Genomic DNA, 17,708 nt, shown 5'->3' with positions numbered 1-17,708 from the left:
ATATAAAAATACGATCAAAGTAGCGCTCAGGATGAGTGAGAGCCCCAGCGATGAACCATCGTTGGGGCTCTTTTTATTTAGTGTTCGATGACGGCGTCTTCAGGGCTAGACACCCCATTGCCCATGGGGTTAAACACTGGGCTTTCTAAAATGATGTTCTCAAGGCGACGGGTCGCCTCGTTGACTTTGGGTGAGATCATCAAAGTCATATCGGTCTCAGGTAACGTCGGTAACTCATGGGTAACGATGGCTAAATCGTCTTCGACGGTATGGTGCGGGATGATGGCCACACCGATCCCCGCTCTAACCGCCGCGAGCACCCCCATGCGACTTTGGCTGGTAAAGGCGACACGATAAGGGATACCGGCTGCATCCAGGGCTTCACAAGCGTAACGGCGGTGAATACAGCCTTCTTCGAATACCACTAACGGTAGTACCGGTGGTGTATGTACAAAATGGTCTTTGCCTCGAATCCACACTAAACGATCACGACGCAAACGCAGACCACCTTCAGTGCCCGCACGCATTTCCACTAAGGCAATGTCCAAGCGGCCGCGCTCTAACATATCCACCAAGTGATCAGGGCGATAGTCACAAAAGGCTTCCAGCTCCGCCTCCGGGTAGCTCAAGATGAACTCTTGTAGAATCGGCGCTAAAGCACGGCTAGCGTATTGATCATGGGTGCCTAGACGCACCACACCGCCGATGTCCATATTCTGAAACGAGCCAACGATTTGATCATGTAGATTTAATAGCTGCTGTGCATGACTTTTCAGGAGCACACCGACCGCTGTCAGGCGCACGCCATGCTGGCCACGCTCCATTAACGGGTTCGCCACTAATTCTTCTAGACGATTCAGTTGCATGCTCACCGTAGAAGGGGCTTTATGCAGCTGTTTCGCGGCTTCCGTGAGGTTAAGAGTGTCTGCGACCACCATAAAGGTGCGCAGTAAATTTATCGGTAGATCACGCATAGAACAGATTTCAGAATTTTTGAACGAAGATTTGAATATTTATCGATTTACTGAAGAAAGGCAAGCCCCTAGCATACGCGATTTCCCCCACAAGGGGCCAATCTACCGCTCTAAATATCAAGGAGTGCCTCCCTTTATGCGTATGCCAATTACCTTTGGCTTCAGTCAAATCGTTAGCAATGGCTTTGGCCTGTATTTATTTGCAGCGCTGGTGCCATTAATGCAAACCAGTATTGATATTAGCACCTGGTTTTTAGCCATTGTTGGTGCCAGTACTCAAATTGCATATTTGTCCGGTGCCATGCTGGTGGGGACATTTGGCCAACGTTTTGATTCCGGAAAAGTGTTAATGGTATCGATGGCCATTACCAGCGTAATGTTGGGTGTAGTCGCGACACAAAGTCATCAAGCTGTGATCCTAGGGGCTCTGATCGTGCTAGCCATGAATGCGGCCATTTGTTGGGGCTGTATCGTTGAGTTAGTCACCCGTTATGGATTAGTGGGCCGTACCGCAACGAATTTAGCCTTTATTGCCAGTGGCAGTGCGTGGGGTTACGGCGTCAATGGCCTCTTGATCCTGTTGTTTATCCCACTATTTGGCTGGCGCAGTGCCTGGGCTCTGGGCGGTGTCTTAGGCATCTTGGCGCTGGTAACGATTTTTGTCTTGTTAAAACGTTTACAAACCGTTGAGGAAACTCATCTCGTAGCCGGAGATGTATTGGCCATGGGTGTGAAGCAGTTGCTGCGCACCATTGTCAAAGAGCGTCCAGCGTTCTTATCTTGCTTAATTTTCTTTTCCGTTGGCTTTGCCACTATTCCTTTTTCGACTTGGCTAAACTTGTACTTAGCAGAGCTCTCTTTGCCCAGTGCACTGGGTGGCTACACGTGGAGCATGATCGGCCTGTCTGGCATGGTATCGGGTTTGTTAGCGGGTAAATTGTCTGACTACAAAGGTCATGGCATTGCGCTGTTGCTGATGTTTTTAGGATTTGCCCTATGTATCAGCGCTTTTACTTACGACCCTAGCCGCTTTGTGTTGGTGGCAGGCTTTGGCTACGGCTTGATGTATTTTGCCATTTGGGGCGTGATTTCCGGATGGTTAAACAAGCAATACAGTTCCAAAGTCACCATGCAGATCAATGGTATTGGTATGGTGGTGTTCGGTACGGGCGGTGCGCTAGGGAACTTGCTCGCGGGGGCGATCCAAGAATTTACCGGCAGTTTGGCGATGATGTATAGCTTGATTGCTGTAATCAGTGTGTTGTTGGCGATTCTATCGGCATACATCTATATGACTGAGCGCACACCGGATGAGCCATTGGTGGGAGCTTTTTAACGGGTTGAAGCAGGTTTAGATTAGAATTCAATAAAACTGAACGTAGATATCAAAACTTTTCGATTTATCGAATTGTAAGATGAGAATATGATGCTCTCATCCACTACATGGGTAGTTTGGCTTCACCTCTAATAAAAATAAGCGTTGCGAATGGGAGTGTGCTCTATGCGATTGGCAATCACCTTTGGCTTTAACCAAGTAATAAGTCACGGCTTTGGCTTGTTCTTGTTTGCTGCGTTAGTACCGCTAATGCAGCAATCTATTGATATCACCAGTTGGCACTTGGCGACCATTGGTGCATTGACGCAACTGGCGTACCTAGCTGGGGCGATGTTGTTGGGGGTGATCGGACACCGTTTGGATTCCGGCAAGTTGCTACTTGGTTCTGGTCTATTAACCAGTGCGTTATTGTTCACCATGGCGTGGTTAAGTGATCCTCTTATTATTACCGTAGTGCTGACGGTTATGGCGTTCAGTGCCGCATTCTGCTGGGGCGGCATTGTTGAAATGACCACTTGCTATGGACGCTTGGATCGTGCCTCTACCAACCTATCGATTTCTGCTAGTGGAACCGCTTGGGGCTACAGCTTTAACGGTCTAGTGATTCTTCTGGTGGTACCAGTGTTTGGCTGGCGCAGTGGCTGGATTGCGGCCGCGGTGTTTGGCTTAGTGGTGCTGTTGGCGACGTTGCAACTGTTGAAAAGCCTGAAACGCAACAATGAAAACGCCAACATTAACGTAGACTTATTAGTGCCAAGCTCAGCGATGAGTTCTGGCCAGCTATTTAAAACCGTATTTACTGAGCGTACCGCTTTCTTATCGTGCTTGGTGTTGTTCCTAGTGGGGCTATCGACCATGACGTTTTCCACGTGGTTGAACGTCTTTCTAGCGCAACTTGGCTTACCCGCATCGTTAGGGGGCTACACTTGGAGCGTGATCGGTATCACGGGCATGATCGCGGGCTTTGCTGTGGGTAAATTAGCGGACCAAAAAGGTCACGGTCTTTCTCTGTTGGCCATGTTCGGTGCCTTTGCCATCGGTTTGGTTGCCTTTACTTATGATCCTGCAAAATTTGTGCTGTTAGCGGGTATTGGTTACGGCCTAATGTACTTCCCAATTTGGGGCGTGATCGCCGGTTGGGTAAGCAAACAATACAGCTCCAAGGCAACCATGCAAATTAATGGTATTGGTATGGTGACCTTTGGCCTAGGTGGCGCCCTAGGGAACCTAATGGCTGGCTTTATCAATGATGCAACGGGCAGCTTGATCAATGTCTACTGGCTCATCACAGCGGTAGGTTGCGTGTTGTTTATGCTAGCAGGCTACATTTACTTTAGTAGTAGACATCCGGCGAATGGTGAGCCATTAGTCGGAGCACACTAGCGCACTTAGAGTAGTGCGCTGGTAAGTAAGCGTTCTAGCCAGACGAACGCGACTAAAAAGCCCCATTAAGGTGTCTGAACTGACCCCATAAAGTTGGACTCTTTTCTAAGCGGCTTTCAAGGCCTGATTTCGATACTCTATCGGCTTAAGGCCGCATAAGCCACCATAAAAGCACCTTCTTGAAAGGCTTTTAGGCCGGTTGCCGAGAAGTCGATCGGCAGCGGGTTGTCCTTGATGATTTCTTTCATGGTCGCATTATTGATCAGCTCGACATTTAAGTCTGGGATCAACTGAATCGCGGCTTCCATTTTAAAGCCCACCGCACCACCAGCGAACTTACCTTTAGTGGGGCGTTCACGAATAATGACCTGCTCAACTTTATAATCTTCAAACAGCTTCTTCATGGTAAATTGAAACTTACGCATGGCTTCAGCGTCGTTTGGATGCTGAAGCGCGTGGCGCACTTGGCGGCAATCGGGCAGTTGGAAAAAACCGTCATCTTTAGAAAGCAGGCACAGGATAACTTCGCTGCCTTTGATTTCGATACCACATGTGATCATAAGAAAAAGTCCTAGCTAAATGTCTGAGGCGCATTATCGCATATTCGCTGTCATCATACAGCGCCCGTGTAAGCGGCTTGATTGCGGGTCAAAGTGTTAAGATTCATTAGCTATATCTTAATTACGAATGATTCCTATAATCGGGTTGGCTTTCATAGGGGGCGTATTATGCTTAACGAGGGGATGGATCCTACTTGAGTGTGGCACTTTAGCATCATGTAACCCTTTGAGCACCATGTACCCCTGTGAGCATCATGTATCGTTATGAGCGTCATGTACCCATGAGAGCATTATGTACCCTTTGAGCAGCATGTGACTTTTAAACATCAATAAGCGTCAGACTCTTGGAGTTCGCGGACTCTTGGTTCGCGGTCACAATGACGCAACCCACTATGAAGTGTGTATCTTAGTCGCACGCCGTGTCTTTGGCGATGCGAAAACCGTCCAACTTGGTAAATGATGCTGTCCAAGTTCGAAGGTAGGTGGCGATGCGTTATGTTTTAAAGGGGGGCCAAATTATGGCTACGCCAATTGCAAATAACGACCTCTACGAAGTCTATGAGGACGAGATACTGCGCGTGAACAGTCCGGTGAGCGGAGTCTTGGGTAATGACACCGACGCCGACAATGATGCCCTCGGGGCATTTGTTCTTACTAATCCCAAAAACCCTTTATTTGATTTCAAAACCAACGGTACCTTCATTTACGATGCCCGTTATCATGGCATCCTTTACATTGACACCGATGGCGATCCAACGCTGAGTAATTTTGCTGACGCGGAAGTAACACTGTGGAATGGTTTTGATGCACTCGCCGAAGGTGCCATTGTCTATGACACTTTTGTTTATGAAGCGAATGATGGCCAAGATGGCGACAGCGCCATGGTCAAAATAAAAATAACCGGTGTCAACGATGATCCTGATGCGGTCAATGACTCTGCAATGGTTCAGCAGGACGCCTCTGATCTTGACCAAGAGTCTGTCATCATTGATGTGCTTGCTAACGATACCGACGTCGATATCTGGCCTATGGCAGATCAAGATAACTTTATGATCGTCGGGCTATCTGATATCGCCGATGATGGCGGCCCTGCTGGTGGCACGGATAACGATGCCGATGGCGGCTATGAAATTACCACGGATGAGGGTGGTACTGTCGAAGTGATCAATGGCGAGATCAAGTATACCGCGCTGGATGGCTTCTTCGGCATAGACACATTCGAATATACCGTCAGTGACCCTTATGGTGGCACAGATACTGCGGTTGTGCGTGTCACTGTGTTACCAGACAACGATGACCCAGTTGCCAATGATGACGTCCGATATGTGGACGAGGATGACGGTGAAACGTCTCTGGCCTCGGTATTGGGCAATGATACCGACTCCGACGATGCGCCCTTGATCGCCGCCGAGCTGTCGACGGGCATTGGCAGTGCGCTAACACGAGTGGATGAATTCGGTACTCCCATCGCCGGAGCAACTGGTACATTGGTTGATTTCAATAGCGATGGCACATTCGACTATGATCCTGACGGCGACTTTGAAAACCTAGGTGTGGGCGACACGGCCTATGTCGAGTTCAATTACATCGCCTATGACGGCCATGGCGCTTCGGACACCGCTACCGTAACGATTGAGATTGCCGGTGAGAACGATAATCCAACGGGTGAGGACCCTGACAGGGTGAGTGTTTATGAAGCGGGTTTAGTCGCTGATGGGGGCGACATCCCATTCGACGGTAGCCAAGACGACCCAACCGATACTGAGATCCCTGTTCAGCAAGACATCGATATTACAATAAACGATGTTGATGATTCCGATACGCCGTTTGTGGCGGGTACGACCGGTGGTAGCCTGACAACGTTAAATGGTACCTACGGTACGCTCGAATTCGTTGACGACGATACGGTACGCTACACACTGACGTCGAATGCTGATCATTCTGCCGTGCAGGGACATAACGGTGGCATCTATGATGACTTCACTGTCTATGTAGTGGACGAGCATGATGGCTATTCGGAAGGGGTAACAGTGAGCGTTGAGATCATCGATGATATCAACTTCCTAGTACAGGTACCGGTAAATGACGATGTGACATTCGATGCACTTAACACCTTGGCCGATACCAGCGTCAACTATACGAAAGATGCTTATATTAGTGACACCTTCACTCTGTATGCGGGTGCCGATGGCCAGATGTTGGAGCTTGTTGGCTTGCCAAACAACTTCACTCTTAAAGATGGCCGTGTGATTGAATTAGAGTACTACACTGGCCCGAACGGTGAGGATGCAGTAAGAGGGGTCTATGACTTCTATGACGAAGTACTAGATGAAACTGTGCAGAAAACGTTCTACACACTAACCATCGATTCGGATCCTGATAACGATGGTGATGATACCCCAGAAGGGTCTTATACCTTGACAGTATTGGAGAGTCCGCCAACGGTCAGTAATCCGATAGACTTCTCGGCGATTGATGCCGGTGGACCGGTAGAGAATCCAACAGTGGAGGATATCGGTTTTAATGGTTTCTTCTTTACCGGGGATGATCTTGCTGATTTGGTCAGCGCTGTCAGTGGTGGCACGCTTATTGACTTGGGTGGTGGTGATGGCTCAGACGATATCAACCCAAATAATGCCGGTGGTATCGGGATTGGTAATGGTAATATCGATGAGTTAGAGGTATTGCAGATTGATATGACTGGCTCCACTGGTGATATCACTGGTGTGGTATTGGATCTTCAAGGTGTCGGTGGTGGCGTCCCTGATGACCCAGACCTGATCTATGTGGTGGTTGATGAGGGTGTAGTGATTGATAGTGGTTACATCAACACGAACGATATCAACGTTAAAGGTGGTGAAACCATCACCATAGAGCCTAATTTAGAAAACGGTGAGGAGATTGATCAGATCTACCTTGCGCTCGATCCAGAAGATGTCGACTCCAACGATAAGGTGCGTATCAACCGAATTGAGACTCTCGAGAAGCAGCTTGAAGACAACTATGTGTTGAGTTTTGCCCTCGCTTCGACAGATGGCGATGGTGACCAATCACCTTATGACGGGGGGACTGAAGATATAGACGCCCTTGAGTTCGAGGTTACGATCCTTGGGGCCACTAATGTCGAGGTGGATAACGGCATCAATCTCGATGATGGCTATGTTTTAATCTAACAGGTGAACAGGCTAAATCGACTTGATTGATTTCTGCTTCTTTTGAAAGGCACTTTCAGTTTCTGGAAGTGCCTTGTTCTTGTACCACTGTTCGCTAAGATCGCTAGCGCTTTACGCACACGAAAATAGCGTTGCCGGATTGCCCTGCCCACGGCACTAGCTTGTCGTAATCATGCTCAAACACAAACACTTCAAAGTGCTTTTCTAGCAGGGTAGACAGCTCTGGAAATTCAACCGCTACCATTGGGTGGCTGTCTTGCCACACTTCTACTTGCTCGCCTGTGGTTTTTTGAATGCTTAAACGTAAACGCTGCTGGGAGCCTTGGCCTTCATAGAACCAGCCCGAGCGAAAGTTAAAGGCACTGCCGTCAAAGGCTGCAGAATGTGCGGTGGAGGACTGGTTATCGATAAAGCGTTTGTCGACCGAGTTAAAGCAAAATAAGCCGCCGCTGGTTAAGGCATTATTAACGGCCTCTAAGCAGGCTTCTAATGGTGCGATATCACCACTGTAATGAATCGAATACAGGAAGCAGGTAATCAGATCGACTGGCTGGTCGATGCGAAAGGAACACATATTTTGTAAGCTGAAAGAGGCTTCTGGGCAGCGAATCTGTGCTTTATCGAGCATCGGCTGGTTTAAATCGAGCCCTTGGCTTTGGTACCCTGAATCGAGGAAATAGCGTATATGTGGCCCCGTGCCACACGCAAGGTCAAGATGCTGGCGGCCTTCGTTACCGAAGATCTGATGGAGGCGGGCAATGCAGTTACTCTGTGCTTGATAATTGATGTCGGCGCACATGAGATCGTAGTAGGCTGACAAGTCAGTGTATAAAACAGTTTCAGACATGATGTCAGCTCTGTAAAAATAAAAGGCGCGCCATACTAGCTTTGAATGCACAGGAAAGCTATAAAAGTTGATGAAAATACCGTTGTAAGAGGTCCTTATGTTTATTGCCATGAACCGTTTTAAAATCAAACTCGGCTGCGAACAAGAGTTTATCGATATTTGGAAAGGCCGTGATTCCTACCTGAATGAAGTGTCAGGCTTCCAGTCGTTCAACCTATTGCAAGGTGCGACCAATGAGGAGTACACCTTGTTCTCGTCTCATGCGGTGTGGGAATCCCGTGCTGCGTTCGACGCTTGGACCAAATCAGAAGCCTTTCGTAAAGCACACGCCAATGCCGGCAGCCGTCGAGACATCTACCTTGGTCATCCGCAATTAGAGTGTTTTGAAGCGGTCATCTAGATCCCTTACAGTGCATCTAACCATGATCAAGGAATGAGGAGTTTGGAATGAAAATCGCAGTATTTTGTGGCTCCAGCAGTGGTAATGATCCACGCTTTGTTGAAACCACTAAGGCGCTTGGTAAGTACTTTGCTGAGCAAGGGGTAGACGTGGTCTACGGCGGTGGGGATGTGGGCCTGATGGGCACGATAGCGGACGCTGTTTTAGAAGGCGGTGGCAAAGTCTATGGCGCGATCCCTGAGTACTTAAAAAGCAAAGAAATTGCGCACCCTAACTTAACCGAATTACACGTCGTCAAAGACATGCATGAGCGTAAGGCGAAAATGGCTGAGTTGGCGGACGCTTTTGTCGCGCTACCGGGTGGCATCGGCACTCTAGAAGAAATCTTTGAAGTGTGGACTTGGGCGCAGCTTGGCCACCATAGTAAGCCTTGTGCGTTTTACAATGTCATGGGATTTTATGACCCCTTGTTTACCATGGTCGAGCAGATGCGCGATGCTGGGTTTGTGCGCCCACAATACGTGGACATGCTGATTAAAACAGACCAAGCAGAGACCCTGCTAGAAGCCATCCGCCACTATCAAGCCCCTGATCGCAAGTGGCGCTAGTGATCGAGTTGGGGCAGACAAGTCGTTTGCTCCTTTCCCTAGAAAACCATGCAGAGCGCAAGCAAAAACGACGCATTAACACATAAAAATACTGTTTTTTTTATTGCTTGAACTCCGAGCTTTTGCGTATGCTTTTTCTTTGAATAGTGATTTAGTTCTCTTGTGTGCTCATGTGGGTGGTTGGCCTACAAGAAAACTGAAGCAACTCTCTTGATGGAGTGCGAAGTGGTAAGCGACGAACAGGTATTAGCACGTTATTTTAGTGTGCTGGACACATTGCCAGATCATGTTTTTGTGTTCTCTGAAAGCGGAGAATATCTGGACGTGTATGGTGGCGCAGAGAATGCCACTGGCTTCGATTGTAAGCCTTTTATCGGACGTCGCCTCCATGACGTTATGCCGCAAGAGTTGGCCGACGGCTTTCTTGCTCACATCGTGAACGCGATCCGCACTCAAGAAACTCAGTACCTTAAATACAAGTTTGAGGAAGGGCGAATGATTGAGCTCCCCAATGGCCTAGTTCTACCCAAGGAACTGTGGTTTGAGGGCGTTATTAAGTCTTTGCCCATCGATCAAAATGGCCAGCGTAGCGCTCTTTGGATTGCTAAGAACATCACCACGCAACATTATTTGGAAATGGAGCTGAAGCACCTCTCCGAAGTGGACGAGTTGACAGGGGTGTACAACCGACGCTCATTTACCAAACTTCTACAAGCCGCCATTGATCGTTTCCATGACCAGGAAGAACCCTGCGCCTTAATTTTGTTTGATATTGATAACTTTAAACGAGTCAACGACACCTTAGGGCATAACGTGGGCGATGAAGTGATTCGTCATGTGGTTAATGTGTTTCGTGCTGGGTTAGGCCCCTCTATGTCGATGGGGCGTATTGGTGGCGAAGAATTCGCCATTCTTGCACCGCAAATGCAGGTAAGCGAAGCGTTAGCCCTTTCTGAGGCATTGCGCACCACCTTATTCAACACGTCTTGTGAAACCGATCTTTACGAAATACACGTAACCGCCAGCCTAGGCATTGCAGAGGTCTGTCGCGACGATGGTAATACGCTTGGGCTGCTTTCTAGAGCGGATGAAGCCATGTATGAGTCAAAGAAGCGTGGCCGTAATCAGAGTCGTGTGTTCAAACCATCTGTGAAAGAAGAATGGGCCGAGGTGGTGGAAACCTCTTGGATCAAGGTGAAGGGGTTATAGCCTCACGAGCAGTATGGCTGATCCAATGACCCTTAACAGGCAAAGTACTTTGCATCCACTAATGCTTGTTGGGCTTTGAAATAGTTTTCAACATGCAGCGTCAGCAAGCTCATCAACTCTTCAGCAAAACACACCGTACAGATTAGCGCTAGTAGGGCCGCTAGCCAATAAAGACCTCCGTAAGACAGATCTTCATTACGTTTGCTCGTGGCGAATAGTGTGCGTTTTAGAAGGCTCATAGTGATGACCGTAAGCTCAAGTGTCGATATTAAGGAGGATAAATTAAGGAAGCTCAGCATTGTACGCATTTTTAAGTGATGCCATCCATAAACTGACATGATTTTGCTTTAAAATTTACAAACACTTACATTTTTGGGTTTATGTAAGTGTTTGTAAGTAACACTAACTTATCATAGGTAATAATCATGCGTTTTAGCCATAAAATTGTTGTAGCGTCGTCATTGATGCTGTTACTGACGGTTGGCTTGCTCAGTATTCAACAATTAATGACTGTTCGTAGCGAAGTACAAGGATTAGTAGCCGCCAGCTTAAAAGAGCTAGTGGGAAGCGTGCAGAACACGATTGACTCCGAAATGGATAACAAAAAAGCGTTAGCCTATTCTGTTACAGAAACGATTGAATTGGCCCCAAACGATCGCAACTACGTGAAGCAGGTGCTGGAAGCCAAAACCTTTAAAAGTAGCTTTTTAGGTGCTGGTATTGGTTACCAAACGGATGGTGCTACTATTGAAAATGTTGATGACTGGAGCCCTGGAGCGGACTATGACCCACGACAGCGCCCTTGGTACAACTTAAGCCGAGCCAAAGGTCAGCAAGGCATTACCGAACCATACCTTGACTTGGCATCAGGTAATACGGTGATTTCCATTGTGAACCCCATTTACGATGACAACACTTTTATTGGCACCTCCTTCTACGATATGGATTTGGGCGGCTTGTCAGACCTAGTGAACTCGATCAACCTATTTGAATCAGGTTATTTGTTTATCGTGACCAAAGAAGGCACGGCGATTGCCCATCCGAATACCCAAAACAACGGTAAAAAATTTGCTGATATCCTACCTAAGGCAACGTTAACGGAAGGCAATCAGACACTTGAGATGAATGGCCACTCTTATATCGTTAATATCACTTTAGGCAGCGAAGGCTGGTACATCGTGGCGGTGATCGACGAAAGTGAAGCCTATGCTGCTTTGGGTACCTTGCGTAATAACGCGATTATCCTAACCGTGCTTGGCTTAGTGATTAGCCTAGTGGTGCTCACCTTTATGATCAAAGGCTTGTTGATGCCGCTAGAGAGCCTTAATCGTGCCATTAAGAATGTCTCTGAAGGAGACGGTGATTTAACCAAGCGTATTGAGGTAAGTAAAACGCCCGAGTTTGCCAGCTTGGCGCGTGGCTTCAACACGTTTACGCAGAGTTTACAAACACAGATTCAGCAATTGAAGCACTTGGGCGATGAGATAGTTGAAAGTGGCAATGAGACGGTTGAAGACTCGAAAAAGTCAGCCGATGCGACGCGTAAACAGATGCATGAGTTGGATTTGTTGGCGACAGCCATTCATGAAATGGCGGTTACGGCCAATGAAGTGGCACAAAGTGCACAGCACGCATCAGAAGCGGCGCAAGATGTGGATCGTAACACCATTGAAGGCTCAAGCATCGTCAGCGAAACGGCTCGCTCCATTGACGGTTTGGCGGCGCGAATTGAGCAAGCGGTACAGCAGGTTCAAGACTTAGAGGCGGCGACGTCAAACATTGAAACTATTTTGAGTGTGATCAACGACATTGCGGATCAAACCAACTTGTTGGCTTTGAATGCGGCAATTGAAGCGGCGCGTGCCGGTGAAAGTGGACGAGGCTTCGCCGTGGTGGCCGATGAAGTACGTACGCTGGCGTCACGCACGCAGGAGTCAACCACTGAAATTCGTAATATGATCGAACAACTGCAGAATGGCTCAGCGGCAGTATCCAATACCATGACTGAGAGTCGTGCCACTGCATCGCAAGCGGTTGAGAAAGCAAAATACGCGGACGAAGCCTTACGAAATATCAGTGTCGCGATTGAGCGTATCAGCGATATGAACATTCAAATTGCCTCTTCTGCACAAGAGCAAAGTCATGTGGCGGAAGACATCAGTAGCAACGCGGTGAAGATCAAGGATTTGTCGGTACAAGTCTCCGGTTTGGCGGAATCTTCGAGTGCTGCGATGGAGAAACAGCGCGAGAGTACATCGGCGCAGAAAGCTTTATTGGATCGCTTTGTGGTATAACCACTAGCGTTTATGCTTCCCAAAAAACGCCTTTCGAGGCGTTTTTTTTATGCGAAGATACCCCTTCTAGTAAAGACAGCTATCAGGAGTAGTCCGTGATTCGAGAGATGACTCGAGCCGATTTTGAGGCTTTTTGGCCAACGTTCTCTGCGGTGATCAAGGCACAGGAGACCTATGCCTATCGATCCGATATGACGTTAGATGAGGCTTATCAGATTTGGTGTGAACTGCCTGCCAAGACCTATGTTTGGCAAGAGGGCGATCAAATCCTAGGTTCTTATTACCTAAAAGCCAATGCCATGGGACCTGGAGATCACATTTGCAATTGTGGTTACATGGTTAGCGAGCAGGCCCGCGGCCAGGGCTTGGCCACCAAGTTATGTCAGCATTCGCAAGACATTGCCCGTGAATTGGGATTTCAAGCGATGCAATTCAATGCTGTGGTGTCCAGTAATGAAGTGGCTGTAAAACTGTGGCAGAAGCTGGGTTTTAGCATTCTGGGGACAGTGCCGAATGCCTATCGACATGGCAGGCTGGGGTTGGTGGATTGCCATATTATGTATAAGTCATTGGCCTAAGCGTTACGACGAGTGTTCCGTGTAGTGGGTGACTGGCTAGGTCTGCTAACAAGATACAGTAATTGTCATATTTAGCTGGAATCATGGTTGAACCATGCAGTAATGTGCGCCCTGTTGTCACATTGTTGCTTAGAGTATAAGGTAAACATTGATCGAATTTTACCTGTTACTTTTGGCGCGCACACTTTCATAGATTAGGTCCCTCTATAAGCTATCAAACATTGTATGTTTTAATAAAATCTTTATAAATCAGTTTTTTGTGACTTTGTTGTTAAGGCATTCAAGAGAGAAATGAAGCTCCTTCTTTTTTGCTAAAGCTCTCTATGAAAGAATGTTTGCCCGATTGGATTAGGTTGGTTTTGTAGTTTTGTGCAAGATCTAAAGAGGATCAGGCACGCGAAACTGGTGTTTTACTTCTATTATTTAGACACTGCTTAAAACCATTAAGCACGATTATTAAAAAATAACTGGGAGTAGAAAATTTATGAAAACCGTAGGCTATGCAGCACACGATTCAAACGCGAACATGGTGCCTTACCACTTCGAACGCCGTGAACTACGTGGCAACGATGTGGCAATCGAAATTCTATACTCAGGTGTTTGTCACTCAGACCTTCACACGGTAAACGGCGACTGGGGTCCACAACCTTACCCACTAGTACCAGGCCACGAAATCGTTGGTGTTGTAACGTCAGTAGGTTCTGATGTGACGAAATACAAAGTAGGCGACCAAGTTGCGGTAGGTTGTATGGTGGATAGCTGTCAAGAATGTGACCAGTGCCACAACCACGAAGAGCAATACTGCCGTAACGGCATGACACCTACTTACGGTGCACCGGATCGCATTTCTGGCGAAACTACTCAAGGTGGTTACTCTAAGCACATCGTAGTACGTGAAGAGTTCGTCCTAAGCGTTCCAGAAGGTATGGATCTGTCTAAATCTGCACCAATTCTATGTGCGGGTATCACAACGTACTCTCCGCTACGTACTTGGGGTGTTAAAGAAGGCACTCGCGTAGGTGTGATCGGTCTAGGTGGTCTTGGTCACATGGCCGTGAAACTTGCGGTGGCAATGGGCGCTGAAGTAACGGTACTAAGTCGTTCAACGAAGAAAGAAGCGGATGCTAAAGCTCTAGGTGCAAAAGGTATCCTAGCATCTTCTGACGAAGCTGCGATGCAAGCAGCAGCGAACTCATTCGATTTGATCATCGACACGGTTCCAGCGAAACACGATGTAAATATCTACACACCAACACTTGATGTAGACGGTACATTGGTCATCGTTGGTCAAATCGGTCCCATCGAAGAACCAATCACTTGGCCTCTAGTTGGCGGCCGTCGCCGTATCGCCGGTTCTCTAATCGGTGGTATCGAAGAGACTCAAGAAGTACTTAACTTCTGTGCCGAGCACAACATTTACCCAGAATGTGAAATGATCTCTATGGATCAAATCAACTCAGCATTCGAGCGTATGTCGAAAGGTGACATGGCGCACCGTATCGTTATCGATATGGCGTCTCTAGAAGCGTAATAGAATTCGCTTAATCTATAAAACAGCGGCTTTAGCCGCTGTTTTTTTTATTGCCCTGCTACTCTTCACCTTCCTTCATATTTTTCAAGCGCTTGCTTAGAGCTGGTTATGGAATCTCTGGCTAACTTATTTGGTTCTTTTTAGATTATTCAAAGTACTTAAAAACCGGAGCTTAGCCTCCGGTTTTTTATTGTCTCGTGTCATCATAGAGGTAAGTCATCTTGAATCAGAGATGAATGTTATATAAGTTTAAGCTAATTTAAAGTTTCACGAATAGGAAGGAGACCTTATGAATATTGCGGCAGAGTCATTAACAACCCCCGAGATTTATCGCTTATTGGTGGGGGGAGTAACGCCCCGTCCCATTGCTTGGATCAGCACTGTGTCCGAGTCGGGTGTTCATAACCTTGCTCCTTACTCGTTTTTTAGTGTGGTGAGTGTGAATCCGCCAGTACTGAGCTATACCCAAGTCAATCCGCAAACTGGGCAAGACAAAGATACGCTGAAAAACCTTATGGCGACCAAAGAATGTGTGGTGCATATCGTGGATTCGGCGGCATTAGAAAAGATGAACCTAACGTGTGCCAATTTACCCTCTGAGCAAAGCGAGTTTGATGTCGCAGACATTGCCTCCGAGTCGAGCCAAAGTGTGGCGCCGTTGTCTGTCGTAGCCGCTCCGGTGCGCTACGAGTGTCGACTTCGAGAAGTGGTGCGCATCGGCGAGCAGCCAGGCAATGGCAGTTTGGTATTGTTGGATGTGGTGTCGGTGTATGTCGCCGATCATTTATACCAAGACGGTGCCATTAATCAGCATGCACTGGACAGTGTCGGCAAGATGGGGGGCGACTTTTACAGCTTCACGAAAGCGTTAGAAGCTATAGCGCGTCCCTAAAGTTGTTGACCTCAGGGGTTGGCTTAAAAGGCGAATCGGGCTATAACAAAAGGCCAACGTAGACACTGCCTGTCACTAGGAAGCTTCATGACCGACTCGCCAACCGCCTTAGCCGCCCAATCCTATGACCATTTGGTGCATATCAAAGACCATTCCGAAGTGGCGTTATATGAGTTAATACCTGATGTGGTGTGGTTTTTTGATCTGGATAAACACGGTTGGTGGTGGGGCAACTCTGCGGCGGTGAAATTCTGGGGCCTGAATCATGTGGATGAGCTGATCAACAAAGACTTGTCTGGTGATACGCAAGGGGCCAAAGATCGCACCGCGCAGACCTTTGAATTAGCCGTACAAAACGGTCTCACCATTGACCCTTGGACGACCTACCCAAATGGTAAGCCAAAGACCCTGTATATGCGCCATCGTGCGGTATTGCTGGGGCCAGAAAAGCACCGTGGCATCATTGCTTTTATTAACGAGGAGGTGAACCTTGGGGAAACGCCTGAGAACCTGCTGTTGGTGGAAGCGATGCGCTATACCAATGTGGCCGTCACCATTTTTACGTTTGAAGGTGAGCCTGTGGTAGAGAACCCTGCGGCGACAGAAGCCTATAAGCACATCCATCGTAACGAGCTGCGCCAAGGGAACTTTTTTTTGGAGCGCTTCGTCAATCCTGCCGAGGGGAGGGCGATGTTAGCCCAAGCCATTGCGCAAAAAGGCGGCCAATGGACGCATCATGTCCACACCGCCCAAGGAGAGCGAATTCACACCTTGGATGTGCGCATGACACGCCACCCACTGTCCGGTGACTTTTTATTGTTGATGTCGGAATACGATGTGACCCCGTTACACGATGCCTTAGCAGCGGCGGAAATGGCTCAAGAAGAGCTACGTCAACTGGCTCACTATGATGCGGTCACAGGCATTCCATCGCTGCGTTATTTGATCGACCAAGAGCAGTCGTTGATGCGCTCGGTGCAGCAATCAGGCCATCCTTTGGCGGTGTTGTACATAGATTTGGATGGCTTCAAAGAAGTGAATGATAGTTGCGGCCATGAGACGGGCAACCAAGTGTTAACGGAAGTCGCACGACGCCTAAGCCAAGCGGCAGACGGCAAGGGCAAAGCCGTACGCTTAGGTGGCGATGAGTTTTTGATTTGGCTGGACAAGGTCGCTGAACAAAACCTAGTACACCAGATTGCCAAAGACTTACTGGCACACATTCAAATGCCGATCGAAGTTTCCCCATGTTGTACCATTAAAATCAGTGCCAGCATCGGCGTGGCCTTCCATCAGTTACACGGTCAAACCTTGGACGAAATCATACAAGCAGCCGACCATGCCATGTATACCATTAAGCGTGCTGGGAAATGTGGTGTCGGGGAAGCATCGCTGGCGTGATCATAGTCGATGCGAGATTCGCTAAGCGTTAGCTAACCATTAGAATAACGCTCGGGGCTTTGAATAGCGCACAGGCTGAATTGCCAACCGCTAACCCTAGCGCTTGTGTGCTGGCGTTGGTCACCACCGCGCTAACGCGCAGACCGCCACCAATGTCTAACGTGATGTCTGAGTTCACCGCCCCAGTTTCAATCGTTGAGATGGTGCCAACGAGTTTGTTGCGAGCACTGGTGGTGATCTTGGTATCACTGCTTAGAATGACGGATGATGCCTTAATCAAGGCTGTGCACGTTTGTCCCACTTTAAGGTCATGGCTTTTGCGACTTGCTTGGGTGATGATGGCCACTAGCGATTGCTCGGCACCAATATCCAAAATGACTTCTGAGTTTACGGCCCCATCATTTAGTGTGCGAATGATAGCGTTAAATTGGTTGCGGGCGCTGGTGCTCATTATGTCTCCTTTATTGCAGTCAATGGCTTACAAAGCCAAGGTCAATCAAGTAATAAAGTAAATTTATCGTA

General features: G+C 48.0%; 16 protein-coding genes. 11 read left to right on the top strand and 5 right to left on the bottom strand.

Translation table 11 applies throughout. From position 1 onward, the window contains the following. Positions 1–77: 77 nt before the first annotated feature. A complete protein-coding gene (locus MAQ5080_RS08400; RefSeq protein ID WP_067208695.1) occupies positions 78–974 on the bottom strand; it encodes a LysR family transcriptional regulator in 897 nt (298 codons plus the stop codon). A gap of 136 nt (positions 975–1,110) precedes the next feature. On the opposite strand from MAQ5080_RS08400, the gene MAQ5080_RS08395 reads away from it, so the two are divergent. Next, positions 1,111–2,310 (top strand): MFS transporter, encoded by a 1,200-nt coding sequence (locus MAQ5080_RS08395; protein WP_067208698.1) that lies wholly within the window; start codon positions 1,111–1,113, stop codon positions 2,308–2,310. 165 nt (positions 2,311–2,475) lie between these two features. After that, positions 2,476–3,693, top strand: a complete 1,218-nt coding sequence (locus MAQ5080_RS08390) for an MFS transporter (protein WP_067208701.1) — start codon at positions 2,476–2,478, stop codon at positions 3,691–3,693. A 137-nt stretch (positions 3,694–3,830) separates the two neighbouring features. On the opposite strand, the gene MAQ5080_RS08385 is transcribed toward MAQ5080_RS08390, so the two are convergent. After that, positions 3,831–4,253 carry a DUF3010 family protein gene (locus tag MAQ5080_RS08385; protein ID WP_067208703.1) on the bottom strand — a complete coding sequence of 141 codons (423 nt, stop codon included), beginning with the start codon at positions 4,251–4,253 and terminating at the stop codon, positions 3,831–3,833. Positions 4,254–4,771: 518 nt separating this feature from the next. Between MAQ5080_RS08385 and MAQ5080_RS08380 the strand changes: the two genes are divergently transcribed. After that, positions 4,772–7,426 carry an Ig-like domain-containing protein gene (locus tag MAQ5080_RS08380; RefSeq protein ID WP_067208706.1) on the top strand — a complete coding sequence of 885 codons (2,655 nt, stop codon included), beginning with the start codon at positions 4,772–4,774 and terminating at the stop codon, positions 7,424–7,426. Between the two features lie 103 nt (positions 7,427–7,529). Here the strand turns inward: MAQ5080_RS08380 and MAQ5080_RS08375 are convergent, their stop codons facing one another. Next, a complete protein-coding gene (locus MAQ5080_RS08375; RefSeq protein WP_067208709.1) occupies positions 7,530–8,273 on the bottom strand; it encodes a class I SAM-dependent DNA methyltransferase in 744 nt (247 codons plus the stop codon). A 97-nt stretch (positions 8,274–8,370) separates the two neighbouring features. Here MAQ5080_RS08375 and hmuQ point away from each other — a divergent pair, with 97 nt between their 5' ends. From hmuQ to MAQ5080_RS08360, 3 genes are all read left to right on the top strand, one after another. Next, positions 8,371–8,673: a heme-degrading protein HmuQ gene (hmuQ, locus tag MAQ5080_RS08370; RefSeq protein WP_067208712.1), complete on the top strand. Its 303-nt coding sequence runs from the start codon at positions 8,371–8,373 to the stop codon at positions 8,671–8,673. 47 nt (positions 8,674–8,720) lie between these two features. Further along, positions 8,721–9,281 carry an LOG family protein gene (locus MAQ5080_RS08365; RefSeq protein WP_067208715.1) on the top strand — a complete coding sequence of 187 codons (561 nt, stop codon included), beginning with the start codon at positions 8,721–8,723 and terminating at the stop codon, positions 9,279–9,281. Positions 9,282–9,506: 225 nt separating this feature from the next. Next, positions 9,507–10,490, top strand: coding sequence for a sensor domain-containing diguanylate cyclase (locus tag MAQ5080_RS08360; protein ID WP_197464593.1), 984 nt, complete (start codon positions 9,507–9,509; stop codon positions 10,488–10,490). A 32-nt stretch (positions 10,491–10,522) separates the two neighbouring features. Here the strand turns inward: MAQ5080_RS08360 and MAQ5080_RS08355 are convergent, their stop codons facing one another. Beyond that, positions 10,523–10,729 carry a hypothetical protein gene (locus MAQ5080_RS08355; protein WP_067208720.1) on the bottom strand — a complete coding sequence of 69 codons (207 nt, stop codon included), beginning with the start codon at positions 10,727–10,729 and terminating at the stop codon, positions 10,523–10,525. Positions 10,730–10,915: 186 nt separating this feature from the next. Here MAQ5080_RS08355 and MAQ5080_RS08350 point away from each other — a divergent pair, with 186 nt between their 5' ends. The 5 genes from MAQ5080_RS08350 to MAQ5080_RS08330 all read left to right on the top strand — a co-directional run bounded on the left by MAQ5080_RS08350 (position 10,916) and on the right by MAQ5080_RS08330 (position 17,186). After that, positions 10,916–12,784 carry a methyl-accepting chemotaxis protein gene (locus MAQ5080_RS08350; RefSeq protein ID WP_067208722.1) on the top strand — a complete coding sequence of 623 codons (1,869 nt, stop codon included), beginning with the start codon at positions 10,916–10,918 and terminating at the stop codon, positions 12,782–12,784. Positions 12,785–12,879: 95 nt separating this feature from the next. Continuing rightward, a complete protein-coding gene (locus tag MAQ5080_RS08345; RefSeq protein WP_067208725.1) occupies positions 12,880–13,362 on the top strand; it encodes a GNAT family N-acetyltransferase in 483 nt (160 codons plus the stop codon). A 484-nt stretch (positions 13,363–13,846) separates the two neighbouring features. Further along, positions 13,847–14,893: an NAD(P)-dependent alcohol dehydrogenase gene (locus MAQ5080_RS08340; protein WP_067208728.1), complete on the top strand. Its 1,047-nt coding sequence runs from the start codon at positions 13,847–13,849 to the stop codon at positions 14,891–14,893. Between the two features lie 289 nt (positions 14,894–15,182). Continuing rightward, positions 15,183–15,785: a flavin reductase family protein gene (locus MAQ5080_RS08335; RefSeq protein WP_067208730.1), complete on the top strand. Its 603-nt coding sequence runs from the start codon at positions 15,183–15,185 to the stop codon at positions 15,783–15,785. Between the two features lie 87 nt (positions 15,786–15,872). Further along, a complete protein-coding gene (locus MAQ5080_RS08330) occupies positions 15,873–17,186 on the top strand; it encodes a GGDEF domain-containing protein (RefSeq protein ID WP_067208733.1) in 1,314 nt (437 codons plus the stop codon). A 28-nt stretch (positions 17,187–17,214) separates the two neighbouring features. On the opposite strand, the gene MAQ5080_RS08325 is transcribed toward MAQ5080_RS08330, so the two are convergent. Further along, positions 17,215–17,637: a TOBE domain-containing protein gene (locus MAQ5080_RS08325; protein ID WP_067208736.1), complete on the bottom strand. Its 423-nt coding sequence runs from the start codon at positions 17,635–17,637 to the stop codon at positions 17,215–17,217. Positions 17,638–17,708 lie beyond the last annotated feature (71 nt).

The sequence above is a fragment of the Marinomonas aquimarina genome, from assembly GCF_900089755.1.
Taxonomy (GTDB): domain Bacteria; phylum Pseudomonadota; class Gammaproteobacteria; order Pseudomonadales; family Marinomonadaceae; genus Marinomonas; species Marinomonas aquimarina.
This window is presented reverse-complemented; position numbering and strand designations above follow the sequence as displayed.

Bases quoted from the DNA above. Each gene is read 5' to 3' on its own strand.
- MAQ5080_RS08400 (WP_067208695.1), bottom strand. From the start codon at position 974: ATGCGTGATCTACCGATAAATTTACTGCGCACCTTTATGGTGGTCGCA.
- MAQ5080_RS08395 (WP_067208698.1), top strand. From the start codon at position 1,111: ATGCGTATGCCAATTACCTTTGGCTTCAGTCAAATCGTTAGCAATGGC.
- MAQ5080_RS08390 (WP_067208701.1), top strand. From the start codon at position 2,476: ATGCGATTGGCAATCACCTTTGGCTTTAACCAAGTAATAAGTCACGGC.
- MAQ5080_RS08385 (WP_067208703.1), bottom strand. From the start codon at position 4,253: ATGATCACATGTGGTATCGAAATCAAAGGCAGCGAAGTTATCCTGTGC.
- MAQ5080_RS08380 (WP_067208706.1), top strand. From the start codon at position 4,772: ATGGCTACGCCAATTGCAAATAACGACCTCTACGAAGTCTATGAGGAC.
- MAQ5080_RS08375 (WP_067208709.1), bottom strand. From the start codon at position 8,273: ATGTCTGAAACTGTTTTATACACTGACTTGTCAGCCTACTACGATCTC.
- hmuQ (WP_067208712.1), top strand. From the start codon at position 8,371: ATGTTTATTGCCATGAACCGTTTTAAAATCAAACTCGGCTGCGAACAA.
- MAQ5080_RS08365 (WP_067208715.1), top strand. From the start codon at position 8,721: ATGAAAATCGCAGTATTTTGTGGCTCCAGCAGTGGTAATGATCCACGC.
- MAQ5080_RS08355 (WP_067208720.1), bottom strand. From the start codon at position 10,729: ATGAGCCTTCTAAAACGCACACTATTCGCCACGAGCAAACGTAATGAA.
- MAQ5080_RS08350 (WP_067208722.1), top strand. From the start codon at position 10,916: ATGCGTTTTAGCCATAAAATTGTTGTAGCGTCGTCATTGATGCTGTTA.
- MAQ5080_RS08340 (WP_067208728.1), top strand. From the start codon at position 13,847: ATGAAAACCGTAGGCTATGCAGCACACGATTCAAACGCGAACATGGTG.
- MAQ5080_RS08335 (WP_067208730.1), top strand. From the start codon at position 15,183: ATGAATATTGCGGCAGAGTCATTAACAACCCCCGAGATTTATCGCTTA.
- MAQ5080_RS08330 (WP_067208733.1), top strand. From the start codon at position 15,873: ATGACCGACTCGCCAACCGCCTTAGCCGCCCAATCCTATGACCATTTG.
- MAQ5080_RS08325 (WP_067208736.1), bottom strand. From the start codon at position 17,637: ATGAGCACCAGCGCCCGCAACCAATTTAACGCTATCATTCGCACACTA.